The following is a 24,461-nucleotide window of genomic DNA, read 5'->3' as shown; positions in this document are numbered from 1 at the left end:
AAGTAAGTATGCCGGATCATCCATGGTTCGTTCGCAATAGTGCTCTTGTTTTTGTAAAATTTTCTGCAATCATATCATTATGTGGGCGCTCTATACGCTCTGTTAAAGTTCGCAGCGATGCAAGTATAAATATACTGGAGCTTGTATGACTGGCCGAATTTCAGGGAGTGCACTGCCGCTCTCCAACCTGAATGGGTCAGAAAGGTCGTTCGACGACAAACGGGGCGGGTCATCGGCGGCGCAGTCCCGGCAGCATTGGTATGTGCAATTTGCGTCGGATGCGATGTCGGTAACCGGACGGATAACCGATAAGAGCATTCCCCATTTCTCACTTGACACAAACAATTTGTGGGAAAACCTCAATAGCAAGTCATTTACTGATGACCGGACACCGATCACATGCCGCCATCTGGCTGCCCAATACGTTATCTCCAGCCGTGAGAATATATTCGATTGGGTAAGTCCGCGGGCACTCTTCGGGACGACTGAGAAAATACGAAAGGTCGTAGGTAAACAGGGCTCCGACATTGAATCGAAATGGCGCAAGGAGCGAGAGAACGCCGCAGGCGGATACATCGTCGCCAATAACCGTTTTGGCCACCATTTGTATCAATGGGCCAAAGACCTTGAGCCTTGGGACAGGAAGCAGTTTTTGCTGATGTCCGGCAACCACGCCATGGCTTTCGAATTGACTCGACTGCTCCAATCCCTCTGAACGGCAATCCAGATTCCATACTCTTGAGACAGAGTCGGGAATGATCGCCTCTCCGATAATGATTCATCACATGATGGGCTTGGACAGCAGTTCAGAGGCTATTCGTGCTTTGGCTGACGCCCTCAGGGCCAGCATCAGCAGTAAACCAGCAACTGATGAAGGCCTTGAATTCACGCGTCTCTTCGAATTGCTGGCGGCGAAGCGCGCAGATGGCACGCCGGGGCTTTACATCGCGTTAGCCTACGGTACCGCCCGTGCGATCGAAGCCTATGGCGAATTGCTGAAGCTGCTGCCGGATGACAAGTGTGGCGAACTTCTCCCCGCGTTGCTGGCGGTGAAGAGCGCAAATAAGAGAAAAATTTTCAAAATATCTTTCTTAATAGGGCAGTACGCATTGGTCCTGCTGCGGAGCAGGCGGGAGAGGCGTCCGCCCGTGCCCCGGCGTGGTTGATCTGATGGCAGATGGTCGCGGCCTGTCTGCGCCCGCAGGCAAGGCGGGCGCTACGGTGCATGGATGCTGTAGCGTGACTTTGCGCTAGCGACATATCCCCGTCATGCTTCTGGTGCAGTACGGTCTCATCCGGAACTGCTCGCGTGTGCCGCACCCGCGCACGGGGCAGGCGCTCCGCCGTTGATCCGCGTGCAGGCAGCGCGGCGTGACGGGCCTTGCTCGACTTTCGTACCGACTGGGAGGTAACGATGAAGGAAGCGATCACGCCGCAGGAGGCTGCGGAAGTCATTCCCGATGGCGCCGTGCTGGCCATCGGCGGTTTCATGGGCGTCGGCACGCCCCACCGCATCGTCGAGGCGCTGGCGGAGGCAGGGCGCAAGGACCTGACCGTCATCGGCAACGACGCGGGTCGTCCCAATTTCGGCATTGGCCGCCTCGTCCACGTGCGCGCGGTCTCGAAGCTCATCGTCTCCCACATCGGCCTCAACCCGGAAGCGCAGAAGCAGATGATCGACGGCGACATCGAGATCGATCTCGTCCCCCAGGGCACGCTGGTCGAGCAGCTTCGGGCCGCCGGTTACGGGCTCGGCGGCGTGCTCACCAAGACCGCGCTCGGCACGCCCGAGGCAGACGGCAAGCGTGTCATCGAGATCGACGGCGAGGACTGGCTGTTCGAGCCGCCGCTGAAGGCCGACTTCGCACTCATCTACGCGGATCAGGCCGATTACATCGGCAATCTCACCTATCAGCTCACCGCCACGAACTTCAACCCGATCATGGCCATGGCTGCGGACACGGTCATCTGCGAGCCGCGCGTCATTGTGCCCGTGGGCGTCATTCCGCCGGATGCGGTGCGCACCCCCGGCGTCCTTGTCAAACACCTGATCGCGAGGGCCTGATCATGGAAGCCATCGAAATCATCCAGCGCCGCGTCGCCCGCGAGCTCCACCCGACCACGCTCGTCAACCTCGGCATCGGCCTGCCGACCGGCGTGTCGAAGTTCGTGCCGGCCGAATTCTCCGTGTTCTTCCAGTCCGAGAACGGCATCATCGGCATGAGCGCCCGTCCGCCGGAAGGCATGGAGGACGAGGATCTGACGGATGCCGGCGGCGGTTTCGTCTCCGCCCTGCCGGGCGCGGCGACGATCGACAGCTCCGTCTCCTTCGGTCTCATCCGCGGCGGCCACGTCGACGCCACCGTGCTCGGCGGCCTCGAGGTGGACGAGAACGGCCAACTCGCCAACTGGGTCGTGCCCGGCAAGATGGTGCCCGGCATGGGCGGCGCCATGGACCTCGTGACCGGCGCGCGCCGCGTGCTCGTCGCCATGCAGCACACCGCGCGCGGCAAGCCCAAGATCGTGCCGAAATGCACCCTGCCGCTGACCTCGCTGCGCCGCGTCACGCTGATCATCACCGATCTGGCCGTGATCGAGCCCACCGGCGACGGCCTCATGCTGCGCGAGCGCGCCCCCGGCGTGGTGGTCGACACCATCCTGGAGAACACGACTGCCAAGCTGATCGTGCCCGATTATGTGCCGGAAATGGTGCTGACCGTGCGCAGCCTCGACGAGGCGATCCGCGACGCCGCGTGAGGCGACGCCGCACCGGAGCGCTTTCCGGTCGGAATTTGCTCAAAACAAAGAAATGGATGTGTTTCATCGTTTCATGGAAACGATGAAACACATTGGCAGTCGGGCGGCTTCAGGCCGGGCCGGTAGCTACCGGCAGATCCTCGCGCGAGCCCCATTCCGCCCACGAGCCGTCGTAGAGCGCCGATGCCGGCTTGCCCACGGTGTTGAGGCCGAGGGCCAGCACGGCGGCGGTCACGCCCGAGCCGCATGTGACGACGACCGGCTTGTCCGTGTCGATGCCGGCGTCAGCAAAGGCCTGCTCGATTTCCTGCCGGCTTTTCAGCCGACCGTCGCGCACGAGTTCGCTATAGGGCAGGTTGCGGCTTCCGGGGATGTGGCCGGAGCGTATCCCCGGCCTCGGCTCCGGCGCCTCGCCGCGAAACCGGGGCGCGCCGCGTGCGTCGACAATCTGCGCCGTCGCGGCGTCGAGATGCGCCCTGACGGCGTCCGTATCCGCGGCGGTTTCCAGCGAGGGGCCGACCGCGAACCGTGCCTGCGGGCGCGTCGCGGGGCCGGATTCGACCGGCAGGCCGGCGGCGCTCCATGCCGGCAGGCCGCCGTCGAGCACGAAGACGTTGCGGGCGCCGAAGTGGCGAAAAGTCCACCAGACGCGTGCGGCGGAGAACAGGCCGGCCCCGTCGTAGACGACGATGGTGTCCGTGTCCGCGATGCCGAGCGCGCCCGCGGAGGCGGCGAAGCTGTCGGGGCGCGGCAATGTATGGGGAAGGCCCGAGGAGGCGTCACTGACGGCGTCGATATCGAAGCGGACGGCGCCGGGGATATGCGCGGCGAGATATTCGGCCTGCGGATCGCGGTTCTGGTCCGGCAGGTACCAGGAGCCGTCCACGACGACGACCGACGGATCGGGTTGCCCGCCGCGAAGCCCGAGCTTCCCGGCGAGCCATTCAACGGTGACGATAGGCGATGACATGATGCGCTCCCGCAAACGGCGGGCGGTTCCGTCGCGGGCCGCCCGGGAGGCGCATTGTGGGCATGCGGCGCCCACGACGCAAGCACGGGAAACGCGGACGCGACGACGGCCGAGGCTCACCGGCCGGCGGACTTATCGCGGCGCGAGGACCATGGTCATCTGGCGGCCTTCGAGCTGCGGCTCGCTCTCCACCTTGGCGATATCCACGGTATCGCCCTTGACGCGGATCATCAGCTTGTAGCCGAGGTCCTGATGGGCCATCTCGCGGCCGCGGAAGCGCAACGTCACCTTGACCTTGTCGCCTTCCTCGAAGAAGCGCTGCATCGCCTTCAGCTTGACGTTGTAATCGTTGTCGTCGATACCGGGGCGAAGCTTGATTTCCTTCACCTCGACCGTCTTCTGCCGCTTGCGCGCCTCGGCAGCCTTCTTCTGTTCGAGGAACTTGAACTTGCCGTAGTCGAGCAACTTGCAGACCGGCGGCGTCGAGTTGGGCGCGATTTCGACGAGATCGAGCCCGGCTTCCTCGGCCAGACGCAGCGCGTCGAAAAAGGGCACGACGCCGCGGTTCTGTCCTTCCTCGTCGATAAGCTGAACTTCACGAACGCCACGGATGTCTCTGTTGGCGCGCGGCCCTTCCTTCTGCGGAACCGCAAGCGATCTCATGGGGCGGCGAATGGCTGGTCTCTCCTGATTGATGACGGGCAGCTCGCGGACACGTCCCGGATCAACCGAAAAAACAGACTGCCCTCCCTGCCCGACGCATTGCCTCGATGGATGGGAACATTTGCATAAAGCATCGCAATGTCAATAGCATCAAAAGCCGTGCGGACACGAAAAAAGGGAGTCCGTCACCGGCTGCGGCGGTCGGGGGCGCCCGCCAGAAGTTTCTCGTAGACGTCAAGTGTCTCATTCACCATGTATTCCAGCGAAAAGTGTCTCTCGGCGTGCCTGCGCGCCCGCGTGGTCAGCGCGTGGCGCGCCGAGGCGCCGAGCGCGAACACCTCCGTGATCGCCTCGGCCAGCGCTTTCGCGTCGCCGGGGGGCGTGCGCCAGCCCGTGCGCTCGTTGGCGGGAACCTCGGGAGGGCCGAGCACGGTTTCGGGCACGGCGCCGAGATCCGAGACGATCACCGGCGTGCCCATGGCCTGCGCCTCCACGGCGACGCGGCCGAAGGCCTCCGGCTCCGTCGAGGGCACGGTGACGATCGCCGAGGCGAGCAGGGCGGCGGGCATGTCGGTGCAATGGCCGACGCGGCGCACGACATCGCCGAGCCCCCGCTCGCCGATATCCTTGTCGAGCTGGCGCACGTAGCCGTCGCGGCCCTGGGGATCGCCAGCGAGGACGAACACCACGTCCGCAAGACCCTGCCTGTGCAGCAGGTCCGCCGCCTCGATCAGCACGCGCTGGCCTTTCCAGGCCGTGAGGCGCGCGGCCAGCAGCACGATCCGCTGATAGGGCGCGATGCCCCAGGCCTTGCGCAGCGCCTCGACGCGCTCGGGCGCGACCTTGTCCGGCTGGTAGCGCGACAGGTCCGTGCCCCGGTGAATCACCTTGACCCGTCCGTGGGAGACGGGATAAGCCGCTTCGATCAGGCCGGCCGTGTAATGCGAGTTGGCGATCACCACGTCGCCGCGCGCCATGACCGAGTTGTAGAGCACCTTGACGGCGGACTTGCCGGAATAGCTGCCGTGATAGGTGGTGACGAACGGCAGCCGCAGCGCCCGCGCGGCCGGGAGCGCCACCCACGCCGGGGCGCGCGAGCGGGCGTGGATCAACTCCACTCCCTCGCGCCGGCAGATGCCGATCAGCTTGCGCGCGTTCAGCGCCATGGACAGCGGGTTCTTGGTGCGCGCGGGAAACGGAATCCAGATGCCGCCGTTGGCCTGCAACTCGCCCACGAGCCTGCCCCCTTCCGTGGCGACGAGGGCCCGTGCACCCGCTTCCGCGAGCCCGGCGGCGATATCGACGGTGGTACGCTCGGCGCCGCCGGCCTCCAGTTCGGGCACGATCTGGAGAATGGTGCGGCCGTTCAACGGGCGCGGCCCCCTGGACAGCGCAAGGGCGGTGGGCGAGGCATGGGAGGCGCCTGGTCGCATCGTCTGGTCCACCGTTGTAAAAGGCTGCAAAGAGAGATTCGTACGAGGCCATGCTGGCAATGGAGTTCAAGTAAAGTGAACCAGCCTAATCCGCAATATTTCATTAATTCGACGCCCACGGGCGACCGGCGGCTCGCCTTCCTCGCCCGCGACGGGCGATGGCCGGCTGTGGTGTGGCTCGGCGGATTCCGTTCCGACATGCGCGCCACCAAGGCCGAGGCGCTCGACGACTGGGCGGCGCGCGCCGGGCGCACCTTCCTGCGCTTCGACTACTCCGGACACGGCGAGTCGGACGGCCGCTTCGAGGACGGCACGATATCGGACTGGCTTTCGGATGCGCTCGCCATCATCGTGGCCGAGGGCGGACCGTCTCCGGTTCTGGTCGGGTCGTCCATGGGCGGCTGGCTGGCGCTGCTCGCCGCGCGCGCCCTTTCAGGCACGCTCTCGGCCCCCTCGGCGCTGGTGCTGATCGCGCCGGCGGTCGATTTCACCGAAAAGCTCATGTGGGCGTCGATGTCGCAGGAGCAGCGGCACACCATCACCGAGGCCGGCCAGCTCCTGGTGCCCTCGGCCTACGGCGAGCCCTATCCGGTCACGCGCGCGCTCATCGAGGACGGGTCGAGCCACAACCTGTTCGGCGCGCCGATCCGGCCCGGCTGCCCGGTGCATATCCTGCAGGGAATGCAGGACCCGGACGTGCCGTGGCGGCACGCGCTCGAACTCGTCGATCACCTGCCCGGCGAGGCGGCCACCGTCACGCTCATCAAGGACGGCGACCACCGCCTGTCCCGCCCGCAGGATATCGACCTGCTAATCAACACCGTGGAAAGGGCGGTGCAGTCCTGACATACGAACGCCGCCGCATGAACATGCGGCGGCGTTCGTGGATTTCGGCGCGATGCCGTTTCAGTGCACGTTCACGGCTTCGAGGTCATGCGCCCAGGCATTGGCGATGGCGGTATCGCGGTTGTCGGTCACCACGATCGGCGTGCCGTCGGCGGCGAGAAGCGCGAACAGCTTCAGGCCGGGCTTGATGGCCGGGGCGTTGGGGAAGAGGTTCTTCACCTCCTCCGACTTGATGGAACGCAGGTAGGCGACCTTGCCACCGCCCGCGAGGCCGAATGCCTGCCGGTCGGTCACATCGCCGTGGAATTCAAAGGAACCATTGATCATCGCACTCTCCTTCAGAAGCAGTAGCGAACTTCGGGCCGCGATCATTCGCGCGCCAGAATGTCGATCCGCCGGACGATGCGCTGGGCTTCGGGCCTGACAAGATCGATCGACAGGAGCCCGTTTGCAAGGTCAGCCCCCAACACCTCCATGCCGTCAGCCAAAAGAAACGACCGCTGAAACTGCCGCGCCGCAATGCCGCGATGCAGGTAGTGCCGGTTCTTGTCCTCCGTCTGTCGACCTCTGATGACGAGTTGGTTCTCGTCGACGGTGATTTCAAGCTGCTCGCGCAAAAATCCCGCCACTGCCAAGGTGATGCGAAGCCGGTCGGGCGCATTGGCCTCGCCGGGGATACGCTCGATGTTGTAGGGAGGATATCCGTCGTTCGCGTTTTTGGTGACCCGGTCGAGCGCGCGCTCGATTTCGTCGAAACCGAGCAGGAACGGCGAAGATAATGACGGTACGCGTGACATGTCCGAAGCCCTTTTTGGCACTTCGTTTCAATTCATCCCCGCACGACCCGCTCAGGCAGCATCGCGCGAAAACAGCTGAGTACAAAATATGAGGTTCGGCCGCCCGAGGTCAAGAGCGCCTGGAACGGCTTTTGCGCGATCCGCAAGCCGATCCGCCGCGTCGCCGCCGCGCTGGAACAGATGAAAAGCGTCGATTGGTGCTTGCACCCTACACGGAGTAGACATAAACATATGTTTATATGACGCGCGGAGAGTTCCACGGTATAGATATTCGGTGTTGTCGGCCTGCCGGGGGCGTTGCATCCTTTCCCGTCGCGGACCATTTCAGGAGCGTTTCCCCATGACGGCCCCGTTGCCCGTTTCCCTGTCGGCGATGCTGACGACGCTCAAGGCGGCGGGCGAGGAGACGCGTCTGCGGATATTGGCCCTGCTCACCGAGGGGGAATTGAATGTTTCCGACCTCACCGACATCCTGGCCCAGTCCCAGCCGCGCATATCGCGCCATCTCAAGCTGCTGACGGAAGCGGGGCTGATCGAGCGCCAGCGCGAGGGGGCGTGGGCCTTCTTCCGGCTCGCCGACCAGAGCGCCGGCGCGGTCGCAGTGCGCGATCTCGTCGCCCGGCTCGACAGGAACGACCCGCAGTTGCAGGCGGACAGGGAGCGGCTGCAGGCCGTGCGCGAGGCGCGGGCGCAGGCGGCGCAGGCGCATTTCTCGCGCATCGCCGGGCATTGGGACGCGATGCGGTCGCTCCATGTGCCCGAGGAGGCCGTGGAATCCGCCATCCACGAGACGCTCGGTGCGCAGCACTTCAACGCCGTTCTCGATCTCGGCACCGGCACCGGGCGCATGCTGCAGCTTCTCGCCGGACAGGCCGACAGGGCCGTGGGCCTCGATGCCAGCCACGGCATGCTCGCGGTCGCCCGTGCCAATCTGGAGCAGGCGGGGCTGAGCCACGTACAGTTGCGCCAGGGCGATATCCATGCCCTGCCGGTGGAGCGCAATGCGTTCGATCTGGTGCTCATCCATCAGGTGCTGCATTTCCTCGACGACCCGGCCCGCGCCATCCGCGAGGCGGCGGCGGCGCTGGCGCCGGGCGGGCGCCTGCTGATCGTCGATTTCGCCGCCCATGAGCTCGAGTTCCTGCGGGAAAAGCACGCGCACCGGCGGCTGGGCTTCTCCTTCGAGCAGATGGCGGGCTGGCTGGAGGACGTGGGGCTCGATCTCGTCTCCCACCGCGACCTCGCGCCGCCCAATCCGTCCGCCGACCAACTGACCGTATCGCTCTATCTCGCCCGCGACCGGCGCATCATCACCGACGTTGTACCCGATCAATCCCTGCGCGCCATTGCCTGAGCTGCATTCTTGGCCCGAGTAGCATTCTTGGCCCGAGTAGCATCCTTGGCCCGAGTGGCATTCTTGCCCGACTGGAGTTTTGCATGTCCGTTCACTCGACCCGTTCCGGTTTCCGCGCCAGCAGGGACACGACGCGCCCGGTGCGCGTATCGCTGGAGTTCTTCCCGCCCAAGACCGAGGCGATGGAGGACACGCTGTGGGCGTCGATCAAGCGGCTGGAGCCGCTCAATCCCTCGTTCGTGTCGGTGACCTACGGCGCGGGCGGCTCAACGCGCGAGCGCACGCACGCCACCGTCAAGCGCATTCTGGAGGAAACCCCCTTGCGGCCGGCGGCGCATCTCACCTGCGTCTCGGCGGCGCGGGCCGAGGTCGACGACGTGATCCGCGCGTATTTCGATGTCGGCGTGCGGCACATCGTGGCGCTGCGCGGCGACCCGGCCGGCGGCATCGGCACGCGTTATGAGCCGCATCCGCAGGGCTATGCCTCGACGCCGGAGCTGATCGAAGGCATCCGGGCCATCGGCAACTTCGAGGTCAGCGTCTCGGCCTATCCCGAAAAGCACCCCGAGAGCGACAGCCTCGCCGTCGACATCGAGGTGCTGCGCCAGAAGGTCGAGGCGGGGGCGACGCGGGCGATCACCCAGTTCTTCTTCGATAACGACACCTATTTCCGCTATCTCGACCAGGTGCGGGCCGCCGGTATCGACATCCCGATCGTGCCCGGCATCCTGCCGGTGCAGAATTTCCGCCAGACGGCTGCTTTCGCGGCGCGCGCCGGCGCGCATGTGCCTGCGTGGCTGGCGCACCGCTTCGACGGTCTCGACGACGACACCGAGACGCGCCGCCTCATCGCGGCGGCGGTGGCGGCGGAGCAGGTCTTCGATCTCGTGGACAGGGGCGTGACCGACATCCACTTCTACACGATGAACCGCGCCGATCTCGTATACGCGATCTGCCATCTGCTCGGCCTGCGCCCGCAGGCCGGCAGCAAGCAGGCGGCGGCGTGACCCTCTCCGGCGGTTGGCAAGACGTTTTGGGCGAAAAAGCTAAGGGGCAAGAGTATGAGTGAGCATCGGGATCGCCCGATTCCCGCCGATGGCGCGGATGTCCGCAGGGCGCTGCGCGAGGCAGCCACCGAACGCATCCTGATTCTCGACGGCGCCATGGGCACCATGGTGCAGGGCCTCAAGCTCGCCGAGAACGATTTTCGCGGCGAGCGCTTCAGGGATCACCAGGGCGACCTGAAGGGCAACAACGACATCCTGGTGCTGACCAAGCCCGACGCCATCCGCGACATCCACCTGCAATATTTCCTGGCAGGGGCGGACATCGTCGAGACCAACACGTTTTCCGGCACCTCGATCGCCCAGGCGGATTACGGGCTCGAGTCGGCCGTCTATGACATCAATTTCGAGGGTGCGCGGCTCGCGCGCGAGGCGGCGGTCATCGCGGAGAAGCGGGACGGCCGCAGGCGCTTCGTCGCCGGCGCCATCGGCCCGACCAACCGCACGCTGTCGATCTCGCCCGACGTCAACGATCCGGGTTTCCGCGCCGTCACCTTCGACGAGGTGCGCGACGCCTATGCCGAGCAGACGCGTGGCCTCATCGCCGGCGGCTCCGACATCATCCTGATCGAGACCATCTTCGACACGCTGAACGCCAAGGCGGCGGTGATCGCGGCGCAGCAGGTGTTTTCGGAACTGGGCGTCGATCTGCCGATCATGATCTCCGGCACCATCACGGATCTCTCCGGGCGCACGCTCTCCGGCCAGACGCCGACGGCGTTCTGGTATTCGTTGCGCCATGCCGAGCTGTTCTCGATCGGCCTCAACTGCGCGCTCGGCGCGCGCGAGATGCGGGCGCATATCCAGGAGCTGGGGCAGGTGGCGGACACGCTCGTCTGCGCCTATCCGAACGCCGGCCTGCCGAACGAGTTCGGCCTCTACGACGAGAGCCCGGAGGCGATGGCGAAACTCGTCGACGAGTTCGCGCAGGCGGGGCTCGTCAACATCCTCGGCGGCTGCTGCGGCACCACGCCCGACCACATCCGCGCCATCGCCGAGACGGTCGCGGGCAAGGCACCGCGCGTGCCGGCCGAGCACAGGCCGCTGCTCGCGCTCTCGGGGCTGGAGCCGTTCACGCTCACCTCCGACATCCCGTTCGTCAACATCGGCGAGCGCACCAACGTCACCGGTTCGGCGCGGTTTCGCAAGCTGATCACGAACGGCGAGTACGCGACCGCTCTCGAGGTGGCGCGCGATCAGGTGGCGGCGGGCGCGCAGGTCATCGACGTCAACATGGACGAGGGCCTGCTCGACAGCGAGAAGGCCATGACCGCCTTCCTCAACCTCGTCGCCTCCGAACCCGACATCGCCCGCGTGCCGGTGATGGTCGATTCGTCCAAGTTCGAGGTCATCGAGGCGGGCCTCAAGTGCCTGCAGGGCAAGGGCATCGTCAACTCCATCTCGCTCAAGGAGGGCGAGGAAAAGTTCCTGCGCGAGGCGCGCATCGTGCGCTCCTACGGCGCGGCCGTGGTGGTGATGGCCTTCGACGAGGTGGGTCAGGCGGATACCGAGGACCGCAAGGTCGAGATCTGCACCCGCGCCTACAGGCTGCTGACCGGGGAGATCGGCTTTCCGCCCGAGGACATCATCTTCGACCCGAACATCTTCGCGGTCGCGACCGGCATCGAGGAACACGACAATTACGGCGTCGACTTCATCGAGGCGACGCGGCGCATCCGCCAGAACCTGCCGCATGCGCATATCTCGGGCGGGGTGTCGAACCTGTCGTTCTCGTTCCGCGGCAACGAGCCGGTGCGCGAGGCCATGCACGCGGTGTTTCTCTATCACGCCATCCAGGCGGGGATGGATATGGGCATCGTCAACGCGGCGCAGCTTGCCGTCTATGACGAGATCGACCCGGTGCTGCGCGAGGCGTGCGAGGACGTCATCCTCAACCGTCGCCAAGACACTCAAAAAGACAGCCAAAACAACACAGAGCGCCTGCTGGCGCTTGCCGAGGACTACAAGGGCGGCAAGGGCAGGCAGGCCCGTGAGGCCGATCTGACATGGCGCACATGGGAGGTCGGCAAGCGGCTGGAGCACGCGCTCGTCAACGGCATCACCGATTATATCGAGGAGGATGTCGAGGAGGCGCGCCTCGCCGCCGCCCGGCCGTTGCACGTGATCGAGGGGCCGCTGATGGCGGGCATGAACGTCGTCGGCGACCTGTTCGGCGCGGGCAAGATGTTCCTGCCGCAGGTGGTGAAATCGGCGCGCGTGATGAAGCAGGCGGTCGCGTGGCTCATGCCCTTCATGGAGAAGGAGAAGGAGGAGACCGGCCTCGACCAGCGCGCGAGCGCCGGCAAGGTGCTGATGGCCACCGTCAAGGGCGACGTGCACGACATCGGCAAGAATATCGTCGGTGTCGTGCTGGCGTGCAACAACTACGAGATCGTCGATCTCGGCGTCATGGTGCCGGCGCAGAAAATCCTGGAGACCGCGCGCATCGAGAAGGTGGACATCATCGGCCTCTCCGGCCTCATCACGCCCTCGCTCGACGAGATGGCGCACGTCGCGGCGGAGCTGGAGCGCGAGGGCTTCGACATCCCGCTGCTCATCGGCGGCGCGACGACGAGCCGGGTGCACACGGCGGTGAAGATCCATCCCAACTACGGGCGCGGGCAGGCGATCCACGTCAACGACGCGAGCCGCGCGGTGGGCGTGGTGTCCTCCCTGCTGTCGCGGGAGCAGCGGCCGGGCTACATTGCCTCCATCCGCGAGGAATACGCCAAGGTCGCCGCCGCCCACGCCCGCGCCGAGGCGGACAAGAAGCGCGTGCCGCTGGAGAAGGCGCGCGCCAACAAGGTCGCGATCGACTGGGCGGGCTATACGCCGCCGAAGCCCGTGTTCACCGGCACGCGCACGTTCAGTTCCTACGATGTCGCGGAACTGGCGCGCTATATCGACTGGACGCCGTTCTTCCAGTCGTGGGAGCTGAAAGGGCGCTTCCCGCAGATCCTCGACGACGCGGAGCAGGGGGTGGCAGCGCGCCAGCTCTATGCGGAAGCGCAGGAGATGCTGAAGCGCATCATCGACGAGCGCTGGTTCACGCCCAAGGCGGTGATCGGCTTCTGGCCGGCGAATGCGGAAGGCGACGACATCGCCCTCTACACCGGCGAAAGCCGCACGGAGCGGCTGGCGACGTTCCACACCCTGCGCCAGCAGCTTACCCGCCGCGACGGCAAGCCGAATGTGGCGCTGTCCGATTTCGTCGCACCGCGGGAGACGGGCAAGGCCGACTATATCGGCGGCTTCGTGGTGACGTCCGGCCTCGCGGAGGACCGCATCGCCCGCCGCTTCGAGCGCGCCAACGACGATTATGCCTCGATCATGGTCAAGGCGCTCGCCGACCGTCTGGCGGAAGCCTTCGCCGAGCGGATGCACCAGCGCGTGCGGCGCGAATTCTGGGCCTACGCGCCCGGCGAGGCGGAGGACGACTACGAGGCGCTGCTGCGCGAGGATTATCGCGGCATCCGCCCCGCGCCCGGCTATCCGGCCCAGCCCGACCATACCGAGAAGGCGACGCTGTTCGATCTCCTGGGGGCGGAGCGGCGCGCCGGCGTGAAGCTGACCGAAAGCTACGCCATGTGGCCGGGCTCGTCGGTTTCCGGCCTCTATCTCTCGCACCCGGAGGCGTTCTATTTCGGTGTCGCCAAGGTGGAACGCGATCAGGTCGAGGACTACGCCCGGCGCAAGGGCATGGAGGTGGCCGAGGTCGAACGCTGGCTGGGGCCGATCCTCAATTACGATCTGGCGGCCTATCGGCGCGAAACGGCCGCGTAACGCGCCTTATTGCAGACGTATTGTTCACCTACCTTGCGGGAGGTTGCTGTCTACTGCCTGTATTGTTCCTGAAAGATATTGCGCATGTACGCTACCGCGAAGCACGAATTGCTGCTGAAGGCATTCGGCAAGACGATCGGCATAGACGATCTGGCGTTCAATGCCCGGAATGACGTCCGTATCGTCTTCAACGACCGTGCCGTCGATATCCGCTACGACAGCGACAGGGATATGGTTCTGGTGGCCGCGACGATCGCCGATATTGCCGCCGCCGACACCAGCTTCGTCTTCGCCAACATTCTCGAGCTGAATCTCGCCCACGCGCTGACCGGCAACGGCACGGTCGGATTCGACCGCCGCGAGAACAAGCTCCATTACGTCAACTACATCGCCATCGGCGGGCTCGACGCCGCGGCGTTCTCCGGCTTCATGGTGTCCTGCCTGCGGACGATCGAGCTGTGGGTGAAGGCCGTCGGTTCGCGCGCGTTCTTCGAGCAGCCGGTATCGTTCGGCAATCAATCCGCCGGTGAACAATCGGCGGTGTGCAGGGCATGAGGAGCCTCGACGCATCCATCGGCCAGCCGTCCGCAAGCCCGGCCTCATTCTCCGCCGACGACGAGGCGAACCCGCGCATCAGCGTGGCATCCGGCGATGCGGCCGAGGATCTGCCGATCTTCGACCGCGTCGCGCAATGGCCGCACGCCTACAAGTCCTATCTTGCCGAGGGCTACGCGCATGACTGCGCGCTCGGTGACAGGATGGTCGGCGGGCCGGGCGCCCCTTTGGCGCGGCGGATGGCCGGCTACGTCGGCAAGGCGGGGGTCGTGGTGGTCGGCGGCATTTCGCGTGCGGTCGGTCTGGCGAAACTGGCACAATGGGCGGCCCGGGCCGTGCTTGGTTTCGCGCGCTGGGTTGTGAGCGGTTGCGTCTCGTTCGCCCGGTTCCTCGGTGGCATCGTGGCCACCGAGGTGGTCGAAAAGGCAATCGGCCCGCGCAATCAGGTGCAGCAGGCGATGGCCAACATCACCGCTCAAACCGACAGGCTCGCCAGCGATCCAACCGCGCAAACGGAACACCAGAACGGCGCGCAGCTGGCGCAAGCGTATCTGCGAGGCACGCTCGGACGGCATTTTGGCGAGAAACTGAGAGAAGCCTACAAGAGCGATCCCTTCCAGCAGGCGATGAGCGACGCGCAGCAGGATGCGAGACGGGTTGTCGTCGAGCAGGTCGAACGGGCGGTGGAAGACGCGAAACCTTATGTCTTCATTGGCCTCACGGCGGGTGTGGTCGGTGCCGCTGCGGCGCTCTATTCGGGCAATGTCAACGAGATCGCGAGCACCATCGTCGTGGGCGGCTCGGTCGCCACGGTGGCAGCGGCCGGCTTCTACTCTGTCAGCGCCAGCTTGTCCGAAGCGGCGGATTCCGTGGCCGCTTGGATAGGCAATGCCATCTTTCCCATGCCGGACGACGAGGACTAGACACTGGAAATACGCCCCCGGGCACGCTATCTGCAGCTTGAGCGATGGCACAAGCGGCCATCAGACGAACGATGAATAGGTTAGCTGCCGGAGGCGGGGATATCTTTCCTCCGGAAGGGGCGCTGCCGGCGGCGTTTCTGGCCGGCGGGGCACCCATTGCGGGGCGGTCTGGATGAGCGGTTTCCTGAATGATGCATGGTCGCGGCCCGGGGAGGCCGGCGAGAAGCGCGCGCCGCGCCTGGTGGTCTTCTCCGGGGCCGGCGTCAGCGCCGAATCCGGCATCCCCACCTTTCGCGACAGCAACGGCCTGTGGCACGGGCACGATCCGCGCGAGGTGGCGAACTACGATACCTGGCGCACCAACCATGCCCTCGTGCATGCCTTCTACAACCATCGCCGCACCGAACTCGGCGAGGCCGGACCGAACGCTGCCCACGCCGCCGTCGCGGCATGGCAGGAAGCCTTTCCGGGGCGCGTGATCAACATCACGCAGAACATCGACGATCTTTTCGAGCGCGCCGGCGTCACCGACACGGTGCATCTGCACGGCTTCCTGCGCAACCTGCGCAATATCCGCACCGGCGAACTGCGCGACATCGGCTATTCAAGCTTCGATCCCGAGACCGATCCGCAGCGGGTGATCAAGCCGGACGTGGTGTTCTTCGGTGAGATGGCGCCGCTCTACCGCGTGCTCGGCGAGATCGCCGTCAGCCTCGATGTCTGCGACACCGTGGTGAGCATCGGCAGTTCGGGGGCGGTGGTGAACATCGATGCCATCGTGGAGGCGACCGGCGCCTTCGGCATTCTCAACGTGCTCGACAATGTGGTCGGCGCCATTGACGAGCGCGTCTGGCACGAGCACTTTTTCGAGCCGGCCACGCAGGCCATCGGCGCCATCGACGGCATCGTCCGCGAGCGCATGGGCCAGGCTGCCGACGCCGGCGCGTGAGGAACACACGATGAGCGTATCCGCAATCTCCGCAACCGTTGCCGGCCGTGACGGTCTCACCGGCACGCTGCTGCCGGCGCCTGGCGAACAGCCGGTGGAATGGATCGTGAGCGATGCTCCCGTGGCCTACGAGGCGGCGATCGCCTTCATGGAGGACCGCGTCGCCGCGATCGCCGAGGGCCGCGCGCCCGAATGCGTTTGGCTCCTCGAACATCCGCCGCTCTATACGGCGGGCACCTCGGCGCAGGCGGCCGATCTCATCGATGCGCACGGCTTTCCGGTCTACCGCACCGGGCGCGGCGGCCAGTACACCTATCACGGCCCCGGCCAGCGGGTCGCCTATGTGATGCTTGACCTGCGCCGGCGCACCACCGGCGGCACGCCCGATCTGCGCCGGTTCGTCGCCGCGCTGGAGGCGTGGATCATCGCCGCGCTCGATGCGTTCAACGTGCGCGGCGAAAGGCGCGAGGACCGCGTCGGTGTCTGGGTGCGGCGCCCCGAGAAGGGGGACGGCATCGAGGACAAGATCGCCGCCATCGGCATCCGCGTCCGCCGGGGCGTGACGTTCCACGGCATCAGCCTCAACGTGGACCCGAACCTCGCGCATTACCGCGGCATCATCCCCTGCGGCATCCGCGGACACGGGGTGACGAGCCTCGTCGACCTCGGACTGCTGGTCGGCATGAACGATGCCGATGTGGCGCTGCGCGCCGCGTTCGAGCCGATATTCGGCACCAGCGAACCGGGCGGGGCGCCGTGAGCGGCCTGCACCTGATCAAGCTGTGCGTCGGCGTCGATTCGGTGGCGGAACTCGCGGCCTGGGTGGCGGGACGCAAGGGCGAGCACGGCCACACCACGCGCATGACCCCGAAACGGAAGGATGAGCTGCTCGACGGCGGATCGCTCTATTGGGTGATCAAGGGGCAGATCGCGTGCCGGCAGAAGCTGCTCGATCTGCGCGAGGTCAGGGGCGAGGACGGCATCGGCCGCTGCCGGCTGGTGCTCGAGGGCGTCGTCGTGCCCGTCGTTCCGCGGCCGTTCCGCGCCTTTCAGGGCTGGCGCTATCTCGCCGGCAAGGACGCGCCGCCCGATATCGGCGACGCGGCGACTATCGCGGCATCCGCAATGCCGGAGGACATGCGCCGCGACCTCGCGGCTCTCGGGCTGCTGTAAGCATCTTTTCTCTTGCAATTGTGAGCCGCCATCGGGAAAGGCGGCTTTGAAAACATCGCAAAAAACGCGCATAATCCCCGCTTGGGTATCCGACCCGATTCCGGCCCACGACCGGGAAGCGGCTCGCAAGAGGCAGACCTGTCGGAAGCAGACTCGCAAGAAGCAGAGTTGGAGGACGGAGTGAAAACGCCGACGATCTTTCTGAGCAGCGTTCTTCTGGCGCTCCCGGTTCTCGCGCCGTCCGCCTCCGCGCAGGCGACGGCGGATGGGAACGGTTGCGTATTGCGCGGCGGAGAAACCGCTTCCCCCTCCGCCAAATGCGAGGGCGGCCCCCTGAAGCCCGGCGATCCGCGCCTCGGGAGCGGGCCGATGCCGCGCACCCTCGATCGGGAAGGGGCGAGGGGGCATTCGTTCCAGGTGGGCGGCTCCACGGTCACGATTTCCGGATCGATCCGCGTCGAAGGGGTGTATTCGCGGTGAGCGGGCCATGATCTACCTGCTGGCCGGTGCTCTCGCCGTATGGATGCTGTGGTGGCTTGGCAAGAACTATGCCGAGGCGAACCCCAAGGAACTCGCCGCCCTGCTGCGCAAGATCGGCGGCTGGACCGCGATCGCGCTCGCCGTGCTGCTGACGTTGCGCGGCCGGATAGACATCGCCCTGCTGCTGGGTGGCGCGGGATGGTGGTTGGTGCAGGGGCGCCGTCTAGACACGTATCTGAGCGGCCGGTTTTCCATCGGGGGAAAAAACGCTGAGCGCGATCCGTACACGGGGTCCGTCAACGGCGCGGGGCAGGGCAGGATGACCGAAGATGAGGCCTTTGAAGTTCTTGGCCTTGAACCAGGAGCGACGGAGACGCAGATCCGCGAGGCGCACCGCACCCTGATGAAAAGGCTGCATCCAGACCAGGGGGGGACGAACTATCTTGCTTCCCGGGTCAATCAGGCCAAAGATGTCTTGCTGGGTGGACATCGTTGAAGGCTCCACACCTTGGATTTTACGCATACATGGTCTGTCTGAAGGCGCTCCCGCCGCGCCGGCGGGATGCCACTGTCAGCTACGTGTGGCGAAGCAGTCGAAGCCGCTCCGTTTCAGGCTCTTGCAGGCCGCCTGCGCTCCCTCGGGGTCGAAGCCGGAAAAGCGCGCCCGGAAAAGCGTCACATTGCCGCGCACCACCTTCTCGGTGAACGGAGAGGCGTTCTCGAGCAGGTCGCGGGCCCGCGTGCGCGCCTGCTGGAGCAGGTGGAGGGCCTTGTCCTCGTCGGCCGAGGCGCCAAGCTGAATGACCCATCCGGCCGCGCGAGGGGCCGGCGCGGCTGCGACCGTCTCAGGCTTTACGGGCGGCACGACGTTGTCGAGCGCATGCGCGGCAGGCTGCACGGATGCCAGCGTGAGCTCCGCCGCCGGCGCGGCGTTGTCCGGACGGGGAGCGGGCACCGGCGCCGCCGCATAGGCAAGCGCGCCGGTCGCGGACTGGACCTGCGTGCCGGACGCCGGCGTCGCGGTCGACCCTTCGGCGGACGCCACGACCGGGCGGATGTTCGACAGGTCCACGGGCTTGCCGATGGCGAGCGGCACCGTGTCCGACAGAGGCTGCGACGGCGGCACGAAAACCGTCCGCCGCGGCGGTTCCGGCGCCTGGGCGGCGACGCGCAGCTCCGGCGCGCGGGCGCTGGGCGCCTCGGCGACGAGCGGCGTCCGGCGGCGCCCCGAATGGGCTGCCGGCAGCGTCTGGGCGAGGATCTGCTCCATGCGGCGGTCGCGCTGGGCGCCCGACCGGCCACCCAGAACGGTGGCAATGACATGGCGGCCGTCCGCGCGCATCGAGGTCAGAAGATTGAAGCCGGAAGCGCGGGTATAGCCGGTCTTGATGCCGTCGACGCCTTCGACGCGGCCGAGCAGACGGTTGTGATTGGGGATGTTCTGTCCGGCATAGGTGAAGCTGCGCGTGCTGAAATAGGCGTAGTAGCGGGGGAAGCGATCCTGGATCGCGCGCCCGAGCAGCGCAAGGTCCCTCGCGGTGGTGATGTTGGGCGGATTGGCGGGCAGGCCGTGCGGGTTGCGGAAGGTCGTCTTGCTCATGCCCAGCGCCCGCGCCTTGTTCGTCATCATGCGCGCGAATTCTTCCTCGGTGCCGGCGATATTTTCCGCGATGACGACGGCGACGTCGTTGGCGGAGCGCGTGACCAGCGCCTTGATGGCGTCTTCCACGCTGATGGTCGAGCCGGCCCGCACGCCGAGTTTGGAAGGCGGCTGCGAGGCTGCGTATTTCGTCACGCGCAGGCGGGTTCCAGAGTTGAAATGGCCGCTTTCGATCTGCTCGAACAGCAGATAAAGTGTCATCACCTTGGTGAGGGAGGCCGGAATTCGCGGTGCGTCGGCATTCTCCGCAAACAGCGTGCGCCCCGTGTTCACGTCCACCACGATGGCTGCGGACGGGGGGTTGTAGGCGGGCGCCGCCGCCTTGCGCCGCGCGGCGTCGGCCGGACTCACCGCACCTGCGATCAACGCCACGGCCACACCGGCCACCCCTGCGTAATTCAAGATGCTATGACGTCCTCGTACAACGCAACTCCAGATCATTGCCGCAGCCCCCGGTTCCCTTGGTACACTGCCTTGACGCGTTGTCGGACCTCGGAAAGATTCCGGCCGTCGCGTCTCCAGCACAGTCAACGATCCTATAGCGACGCGGTTACGGAGGGGTTAATCCGCGCGTCATGTCGGAGGCGGATGGAGCGAATGAGGGCGGATCTATTTTGCAGTGCAACATTAAGGTTGACATAATTTGTGCGCTGCACATATTATGCGCGTCGAACGGTTTCGTCTTCCGGTCAAGGGAGGCGTGCATGCGAGAGGGGCGTATCGCGGGGTGAATGGCCTGCGGGGGCATCTCGTGAAACCATCACCCGGAATCGCCTTGCGGCGCTCTTTCCGGCCCAACCGGCGCCAGTCGGCGCCTTGTTCAACGAGAAGGGCGGAGTGACGCCCAAGGAGATAGAGAATGGCTGCGCAGTACGAAAACGTCCAGAAATTTGGCAAGGACCAGATCGAGACGTCGCTGAAGGCGTTCGGCGCCGTTTCCAAGGGTCTGCAGGGCATTGCCGCCGAGCTCGCCGACTACACCAAGAAGTCGTTCGAGGAAGGCACCAGCGCGCTCGAGAAGCTCGTGGCCGCCAAGTCGCTCGACAAGGCCATCGAGATCCAGACCGACTACGCCAAGACCACGTATGAGAATTTCGTCGCCGAGAGCACCAAGATCGGCGAGCTCTACACGGACCTCGCCAAGGAAGCCTTCAAGCCCTACGAAGGCGTCCTGGCCCGCGCCCAGTCGGCCACGAACGCCCGCTGAGGCGTTTTCCTGCTGCGATCCGGCCCGACCGGGCTGGATCACGGGCCGGGTAGGGAGTTCGGCTCCCGCCTTCGGAAATGAGCCACCCGGTGCATGCCCGCTGGCTTCCGGCCACTCATCGTTGCCGACGCTGTTCGGCGCAAGCCGTCGCACGATAGACGTTTGATGCTCGAAAGGGCGGCAGGCGTCTATTGTGGGGCGGCTTTTCGCGTTCGGCCTCATCGGCGCAGGCGGACTCGATGCCGGCCGCGCGGCGATCCCGCCGCATCCGGGCTCAATCCCCGCGACAGCTTCGTGACGCAATTATTAAAAGAGGGACTGGCAATGAGCGCTTGCCACGACTAGATTGGGTATGGAAAATTGATGGGGTCGCGATGGCGCACGAAACGTGTGCCGGTCTTGGGTTCGGAGGCGCACGGAGCATGCGCCGCAGTGTGGTGCATACAGCAATGACAGGAGCGGAAAAGGTGCTCCACGCATGGACAATGTCGGGTGTTGCGCGTTCCGGGGGGCCGATCGTCGAAGACAGCGTCCCCCAGGGGCGCTCTGGGCCGCATGGAGGCGCGGGAGACAGTCTCATGTCCGACAAGCGGTCGCGCACGGTATCGGTGCCCGAGGGGCCCGGATCGGCTGTGCTGACCAGGACCCGCACCCGGGTCAGACGGCCGAACATGTATCGCGTGCTGCTGCTGAACGACGATTACACGCCGATGGAATTCGTCGTTCACGTTCTGGAGAGTTTCTTTAACAAGAATAAGGAAGATGCTACCCGCATCATGTTACATGTTCACCAGACCGGTGTCGGTGAATGTGGGGTCTTTACATATGAAGTCGCGGAAACCAAAGTAACGCAGGTCATGGATTTCTCGCGAAAACACCAGCACCCTCTCCAGTGCGTTATGGAGAAGAATTAGAGGCTGTCAGTAACCATGGATAGGGCCTGGATGAGGTCAGACTGGCCGAATGCAAGGAGCGTTGCGCAGCCGATACTTCTGTATCGGCAAGCGATGCGATACCGCAGTCGGTCAGTTTCGCCTCACCACGAAGTGGCGTGGCGATTTTGCCCGATTGCGGCGTCGGTCGGCTCGGCAAGCCGGAAGGCTTGCCGTCACCAACCTCCTGGCACTCGGGCAAAATCGCCGATGTCCAGGCCCTATCCATGGTTACTGACAGCCTCTAGGGCCCGCCAGCCGGAGAAAGGATCTTCCGTTGCCGACATTCTCCCGCAGTCTTGAACAAGCCCTGCATCGCGCCCTGGCGTTTGCCAACGAACGCCGGCACGAATACGCTACCCTTGAGCACCTGCTGCTCGCGCTGATCGACGATCAGGACGCGGCGGCGGTGATGCGCGCCTGCAATGTCGATATCGACGCCCTGCGGCGCAATCTCGTCGAATACGTCGACGGCGAACTCGCCAACCTGATCACCGCCGGACGGGAGGACTCCAAGCCGACCGCCGGGTTCCAGCGCGTCATCCAGCGCGCGGTGATTCACGTCCAGTCCTCCGGGCGGGAGGAGGTGACCGGCGCCAACGTGCTGGTAGCGATCTTCGCCGAGCGGGAGAGCCACGCCGCCTATTTCCTGCAGGAGCAGGACATGACGCGGTACGACGCCGTGAACTACATCAGCCACGGCATCGCCAAGCGCCCCGGCGTCACGGAGCAGCGCCCGCCGCGCGGCGCGGACGACGAATCCGAGTCGCGCGCCCAGGCCAACGATGACACCGAGGTGCGCACCAAGAAAAAGGGCGATGCACTGGATGCTTATTGCATAAACCTCAACAAGAAGGCGAAGGACGGCCGCATCGATCCGCTGATCGGGCGCGGTGCCGAGATCCAGCGCACCATTCAGGTTCTCTGCCGGCGGCAGAAGAACAACCCCCTGCTCGTCGGCGATCCGGGCGTCGGCAAGACGGCGATCGCCGAGGGGCTGGCGCGCAAGATCATCACGGGCGAGGTGCCTGACGTACTCAAGGACGCTACCGTCTTCGCCCTCGACATGGGCACGCTGCTTGCGGGCACGCGCTATCGCGGCGACTTCGAGGAGCGGCTGAAGCAGGTCATGAAGGAGATCGAGGCGCACCCTAACGCCATCGTCTTCATCGACGAGATCCACACGGTGATCGGCGCGGGGGCGACATCGGGCGGGGCGATGGATGCGTCGAACCTGCTGAAGCCGGCGCTGGCCTCGGGGTCGCTGCGCTGCATCGGCTCGACGACCTACAAGGAGTACCGCCAGTATTTCGAGAAGGACCGCGCACTGGTGCGCCGGTTCCAGAAGATCGACGTCAACGAGCCGAGCGTGGCCGACACCATCGAGATCGTGAAGGGGCTGAAGCCCTATTTCGAGGATTTCCACAAGCTGCGCTACACCAACGATGCCATCAAGGCCGCGGTCGAGCTTTCCGCGCGCTACATCCACGACCGCAAGCTGCCCGACAAGGCCATCGACGTGATCGACGAGACCGGCGCTTCGCAGATGCTGCTGCCGGCGAGCCGGCGCAAGAAGACCATCGGCACCCGCGAGATCGAGGCGACCATCGCCACCATGGCGCGCATCCCGCCCAAGACCGTCTCCAAGGACGACGCCGAGGTGCTGGCGCATCTGAAGGAGACGCTGGAGCGGGTGGTCTACGGCCAGGACGCGGCCATCTCGGCCCTCTCGGCCTCCATCAAGCTCGCGCGCGCGGGGCTGCGGGACGGGGAGAAGCCCATCGGCAGCTATCTGTTCGCCGGCCCGACGGGCGTCGGCAAGACCGAGGTGGCGCGTCAGCTCGCCCACGCGCTCGGCGTCGAGATCCTGCGTTTCGACATGTCCGAGTACATGGAACGGCACACGATTTCGCGCCTCATCGGCGCGCCGCCCGGCTATGTCGGCTTCGATCAGGGCGGCCTGCTGACGGACGGGGTCGATCAGCATCCGCACTGCGTCCTGCTGCTCGACGAGATCGAGAAGGCGCATCCCGACCTCTATAACATCCTGCTGCAGGTCATGGACCACGGCAAGCTGACCGACCACAACGGCAAGCAGGTCGATTTCCGCAACGTGATCCTGATCATGACCACGAACGCGGGTGCGGCCGATCTCGCCAAGCAGGCGTTCGGCTTCACGCGCACGCGCCGCGAGGGCGACGATCAGGAGGCGATCTCGCGCCTCTTCACGCCCGAGTTCCGCAACCGGCTCGACGCCGTGATTTCCTTCGGCCATCTGCCGAAGGAGGTCATCGCCAGGGTCGTGGACAAGTTCGTGATCCAGCTCGAGGCGCAGTTGGCCGAGCGCAACGTGACCATCGAGCTCACCGACGAGGCGCGCGAATGGCTCGTCGAGAACGGCTATGACGAGGCCATGGGCGCGCGCCCGCTCGGCCGCCTGATCCAGACGACGATCAAGACGCCGCTCGCGGATGCCATTCTGTTCGGGCTGCTGAAGAACGGCGGCGTGGTGCGCGTCGTCGTCAAGGAGGAAGACGGCGTCAGATCGCTGGCGCTGGACTACCCGCAGGATCCCGTCCCGCCCCGCCCCGAGAAGGGCGTCAAGGGCGCGGCCAAACGGCGCGGAGCCGGCCGGGCAGAGGGCGACGCACCGCCGGATGACGGCGACCCCGACCCCTCGGGCGGCCCGGACGCCGACACCAGCGCAAGCCGGCGCACTCGCCAGCCGCAGGAAACGCAGGGCGACGAGCTTGCGGACGCGGCCCCGGCGAAACCCCGCCGCTCGCGCAAGGCGGCGGTGGCGGCCGACACCAAGGAAACGCCCGGCAACGGCGCCGCCGACGGAAAACAGAGCGCGGACAAGGCCGCGCCTGCTGTCAAGACCGTGCCGAAAGTCCCTCTGACGCGGAGTTGAC

At 65.7% G+C, this 24,461-nt stretch carries 24 protein-coding genes; 18 read left to right on the top strand and 6 right to left on the bottom strand.

What is annotated here, in order from left to right; all coding sequences use genetic code 11:
- Positions 1-145: 145 nt before the first annotated feature.
- The 4 genes from ACUSIJ_RS19880 to ACUSIJ_RS19865 all read left to right on the top strand — a co-directional run bounded on the left by ACUSIJ_RS19880 (position 146) and on the right by ACUSIJ_RS19865 (position 2,757).
- Complete coding sequence (locus ACUSIJ_RS19880) at positions 146-715, top strand: ShET2/EspL2 family type III secretion system effector toxin (RefSeq protein ID WP_449310150.1); 570 nt, start codon at positions 146-148, stop codon at positions 713-715.
- Between the two features lie 40 nt (positions 716-755).
- Positions 756-1,166, top strand: coding sequence for a hypothetical protein (locus ACUSIJ_RS19875; protein ID WP_449310149.1), 411 nt, complete (start codon positions 756-758; stop codon positions 1,164-1,166).
- Positions 1,167-1,414: 248 nt separating this feature from the next.
- On the top strand, positions 1,415-2,065 hold the full coding sequence (locus ACUSIJ_RS19870) for a CoA transferase subunit A (RefSeq protein ID WP_449310148.1): 651 nt from the start codon (positions 1,415-1,417) through the stop codon (positions 2,063-2,065).
- A gap of 2 nt (positions 2,066-2,067) precedes the next feature.
- Entirely contained in the window at positions 2,068-2,757 is a 690-nt protein-coding gene (locus ACUSIJ_RS19865; protein WP_449310147.1) for a 3-oxoacid CoA-transferase subunit B, read from the top strand.
- A gap of 109 nt (positions 2,758-2,866) precedes the next feature.
- On the opposite strand, the gene sseA is transcribed toward ACUSIJ_RS19865, so the two are convergent.
- The 3 genes from sseA to ACUSIJ_RS19850 all read right to left on the bottom strand — a co-directional run bounded on the left by sseA (position 2,867) and on the right by ACUSIJ_RS19850 (position 5,823).
- The gene (sseA, locus tag ACUSIJ_RS19860) at positions 2,867-3,730 is read right to left on the bottom strand and encodes a 3-mercaptopyruvate sulfurtransferase (protein WP_449310166.1); all 864 of its coding nucleotides are present in this window, start codon (positions 3,728-3,730) and stop codon (positions 2,867-2,869) included.
- Positions 3,731-3,859: 129 nt separating this feature from the next.
- A complete protein-coding gene (infC, locus tag ACUSIJ_RS19855) occupies positions 3,860-4,390 on the bottom strand; it encodes a translation initiation factor IF-3 (RefSeq protein WP_449310146.1) in 531 nt (176 codons plus the stop codon).
- 185 nt (positions 4,391-4,575) lie between these two features.
- A complete protein-coding gene (locus tag ACUSIJ_RS19850) occupies positions 4,576-5,823 on the bottom strand; it encodes a glycosyltransferase family 4 protein (protein WP_449310145.1) in 1,248 nt (415 codons plus the stop codon).
- Between the two features lie 75 nt (positions 5,824-5,898).
- On the opposite strand from ACUSIJ_RS19850, the gene ACUSIJ_RS19845 reads away from it, so the two are divergent.
- Entirely contained in the window at positions 5,899-6,669 is a 771-nt protein-coding gene (locus tag ACUSIJ_RS19845) for an alpha/beta hydrolase (protein ID WP_449310144.1), read from the top strand.
- 60 nt (positions 6,670-6,729) lie between these two features.
- Here the strand turns inward: ACUSIJ_RS19845 and ACUSIJ_RS19840 are convergent, their stop codons facing one another.
- Both ACUSIJ_RS19840 and ACUSIJ_RS19835 read right to left on the bottom strand, forming a co-directional pair.
- Entirely contained in the window at positions 6,730-6,996 is a 267-nt protein-coding gene (locus ACUSIJ_RS19840) for a BQ00720 family protein (RefSeq protein ID WP_449310143.1), read from the bottom strand.
- A gap of 41 nt (positions 6,997-7,037) precedes the next feature.
- Positions 7,038-7,466 carry an Hsp20 family protein gene (locus ACUSIJ_RS19835; RefSeq protein ID WP_449310142.1) on the bottom strand — a complete coding sequence of 143 codons (429 nt, stop codon included), beginning with the start codon at positions 7,464-7,466 and terminating at the stop codon, positions 7,038-7,040.
- Positions 7,467-7,806: 340 nt separating this feature from the next.
- Here ACUSIJ_RS19835 and ACUSIJ_RS19830 point away from each other — a divergent pair, with 340 nt between their 5' ends.
- The 10 genes from ACUSIJ_RS19830 to ACUSIJ_RS19785 all read left to right on the top strand — a co-directional run bounded on the left by ACUSIJ_RS19830 (position 7,807) and on the right by ACUSIJ_RS19785 (position 18,243).
- Positions 7,807-8,820: an ArsR/SmtB family transcription factor gene (locus tag ACUSIJ_RS19830; protein ID WP_449310141.1), complete on the top strand. Its 1,014-nt coding sequence runs from the start codon at positions 7,807-7,809 to the stop codon at positions 8,818-8,820.
- A gap of 83 nt (positions 8,821-8,903) precedes the next feature.
- Complete coding sequence (gene metF, locus ACUSIJ_RS19825; protein WP_449310140.1) at positions 8,904-9,827, top strand: methylenetetrahydrofolate reductase [NAD(P)H]; 924 nt, start codon at positions 8,904-8,906, stop codon at positions 9,825-9,827.
- 54 nt (positions 9,828-9,881) lie between these two features.
- Complete coding sequence (gene metH, locus ACUSIJ_RS19820) at positions 9,882-13,667, top strand: methionine synthase (protein WP_449310139.1); 3,786 nt, start codon at positions 9,882-9,884, stop codon at positions 13,665-13,667.
- 84 nt (positions 13,668-13,751) lie between these two features.
- Positions 13,752-14,222, top strand: coding sequence for a type III secretion system chaperone (locus tag ACUSIJ_RS19815; RefSeq protein ID WP_449310138.1), 471 nt, complete (start codon positions 13,752-13,754; stop codon positions 14,220-14,222).
- Positions 14,219-15,145: a hypothetical protein gene (locus tag ACUSIJ_RS19810; RefSeq protein WP_449310137.1), complete on the top strand. Its 927-nt coding sequence runs from the start codon at positions 14,219-14,221 to the stop codon at positions 15,143-15,145. The genes ACUSIJ_RS19815 and ACUSIJ_RS19810 overlap by 4 nt, the downstream gene beginning before the upstream one ends.
- 172 nt (positions 15,146-15,317) lie before the next feature.
- On the top strand, positions 15,318-16,094 hold the full coding sequence (locus ACUSIJ_RS19805; protein ID WP_449310136.1) for an SIR2 family NAD-dependent protein deacylase: 777 nt from the start codon (positions 15,318-15,320) through the stop codon (positions 16,092-16,094).
- Between the two features lie 10 nt (positions 16,095-16,104).
- Positions 16,105-16,854, top strand: a complete 750-nt coding sequence (lipB, locus tag ACUSIJ_RS19800) for a lipoyl(octanoyl) transferase LipB (RefSeq protein ID WP_449310135.1) — start codon at positions 16,105-16,107, stop codon at positions 16,852-16,854.
- Complete coding sequence (locus tag ACUSIJ_RS19795; protein ID WP_449310134.1) at positions 16,851-17,267, top strand: DUF1489 family protein; 417 nt, start codon at positions 16,851-16,853, stop codon at positions 17,265-17,267. Before lipB ends, ACUSIJ_RS19795 begins: the two co-directional genes overlap by 4 nt.
- A 180-nt stretch (positions 17,268-17,447) precedes the next feature.
- On the top strand, positions 17,448-17,747 hold the full coding sequence (locus tag ACUSIJ_RS19790; RefSeq protein ID WP_449310133.1) for a hypothetical protein: 300 nt from the start codon (positions 17,448-17,450) through the stop codon (positions 17,745-17,747).
- Between the two features lie 7 nt (positions 17,748-17,754).
- Positions 17,755-18,243: a DnaJ domain-containing protein gene (locus ACUSIJ_RS19785; protein WP_449310132.1), complete on the top strand. Its 489-nt coding sequence runs from the start codon at positions 17,755-17,757 to the stop codon at positions 18,241-18,243.
- A gap of 75 nt (positions 18,244-18,318) precedes the next feature.
- Here the strand turns inward: ACUSIJ_RS19785 and ACUSIJ_RS19780 are convergent, their stop codons facing one another.
- Entirely contained in the window at positions 18,319-19,848 is a 1,530-nt protein-coding gene (locus ACUSIJ_RS19780; RefSeq protein WP_449310131.1) for a D-alanyl-D-alanine carboxypeptidase, read from the bottom strand.
- Positions 19,849-20,266: 418 nt separating this feature from the next.
- Here ACUSIJ_RS19780 and ACUSIJ_RS19775 point away from each other — a divergent pair, with 418 nt between their 5' ends.
- The 3 genes from ACUSIJ_RS19775 (at position 20,267) to clpA (ending at position 24,460) form a co-directional block, all read left to right on the top strand.
- Entirely contained in the window at positions 20,267-20,614 is a 348-nt protein-coding gene (locus ACUSIJ_RS19775) for a phasin family protein (protein WP_449310130.1), read from the top strand.
- Between the two features lie 578 nt (positions 20,615-21,192).
- The gene (clpS, locus tag ACUSIJ_RS19770; protein WP_449310129.1) at positions 21,193-21,528 is read left to right on the top strand and encodes an ATP-dependent Clp protease adapter ClpS; all 336 of its coding nucleotides are present in this window, start codon (positions 21,193-21,195) and stop codon (positions 21,526-21,528) included.
- Positions 21,529-21,823: 295 nt separating this feature from the next.
- A complete protein-coding gene (clpA, locus tag ACUSIJ_RS19765) occupies positions 21,824-24,460 on the top strand; it encodes an ATP-dependent Clp protease ATP-binding subunit ClpA (RefSeq protein WP_449310128.1) in 2,637 nt (878 codons plus the stop codon).
- Position 24,461 lies beyond the last annotated feature (1 nt).

The organism is Pseudochelatococcus sp. B33, assembly GCF_053570585.1.
This window is presented reverse-complemented; position numbering and strand designations above follow the sequence as displayed.

Bases quoted from the DNA above. Each gene is read 5' to 3' on its own strand.
- metF (WP_449310140.1), top strand. From the start codon at position 8,904: ATGTCCGTTCACTCGACCCGTTCCGGTTTCCGCGCCAGCAGGGACACG.
- ACUSIJ_RS19775 (WP_449310130.1), top strand. From the start codon at position 20,267: ATGGCTGCGCAGTACGAAAACGTCCAGAAATTTGGCAAGGACCAGATC.
- metH (WP_449310139.1), top strand. From the start codon at position 9,882: ATGAGTGAGCATCGGGATCGCCCGATTCCCGCCGATGGCGCGGATGTC.
- ACUSIJ_RS19835 (WP_449310142.1), bottom strand. From the start codon at position 7,466: ATGTCACGCGTACCGTCATTATCTTCGCCGTTCCTGCTCGGTTTCGAC.
- clpS (WP_449310129.1), top strand. From the start codon at position 21,193: ATGTCCGACAAGCGGTCGCGCACGGTATCGGTGCCCGAGGGGCCCGGA.
- ACUSIJ_RS19880 (WP_449310150.1), top strand. From the start codon at position 146: ATGACTGGCCGAATTTCAGGGAGTGCACTGCCGCTCTCCAACCTGAAT.
- ACUSIJ_RS19840 (WP_449310143.1), bottom strand. From the start codon at position 6,996: ATGATCAATGGTTCCTTTGAATTCCACGGCGATGTGACCGACCGGCAG.
- ACUSIJ_RS19850 (WP_449310145.1), bottom strand. From the start codon at position 5,823: ATGCGACCAGGCGCCTCCCATGCCTCGCCCACCGCCCTTGCGCTGTCC.
- lipB (WP_449310135.1), top strand. From the start codon at position 16,105: ATGAGCGTATCCGCAATCTCCGCAACCGTTGCCGGCCGTGACGGTCTC.
- ACUSIJ_RS19830 (WP_449310141.1), top strand. From the start codon at position 7,807: ATGACGGCCCCGTTGCCCGTTTCCCTGTCGGCGATGCTGACGACGCTC.
- ACUSIJ_RS19810 (WP_449310137.1), top strand. From the start codon at position 14,219: ATGAGGAGCCTCGACGCATCCATCGGCCAGCCGTCCGCAAGCCCGGCC.
- ACUSIJ_RS19865 (WP_449310147.1), top strand. From the start codon at position 2,068: ATGGAAGCCATCGAAATCATCCAGCGCCGCGTCGCCCGCGAGCTCCAC.
- ACUSIJ_RS19875 (WP_449310149.1), top strand. From the start codon at position 756: ATGATCGCCTCTCCGATAATGATTCATCACATGATGGGCTTGGACAGC.
- infC (WP_449310146.1), bottom strand. From the start codon at position 4,390: ATGAGATCGCTTGCGGTTCCGCAGAAGGAAGGGCCGCGCGCCAACAGA.
- ACUSIJ_RS19780 (WP_449310131.1), bottom strand. From the start codon at position 19,848: ATGATCTGGAGTTGCGTTGTACGAGGACGTCATAGCATCTTGAATTAC.
- ACUSIJ_RS19785 (WP_449310132.1), top strand. From the start codon at position 17,755: ATGATCTACCTGCTGGCCGGTGCTCTCGCCGTATGGATGCTGTGGTGG.
- ACUSIJ_RS19815 (WP_449310138.1), top strand. From the start codon at position 13,752: ATGTACGCTACCGCGAAGCACGAATTGCTGCTGAAGGCATTCGGCAAG.
- ACUSIJ_RS19805 (WP_449310136.1), top strand. From the start codon at position 15,318: ATGAGCGGTTTCCTGAATGATGCATGGTCGCGGCCCGGGGAGGCCGGC.
- ACUSIJ_RS19870 (WP_449310148.1), top strand. From the start codon at position 1,415: ATGAAGGAAGCGATCACGCCGCAGGAGGCTGCGGAAGTCATTCCCGAT.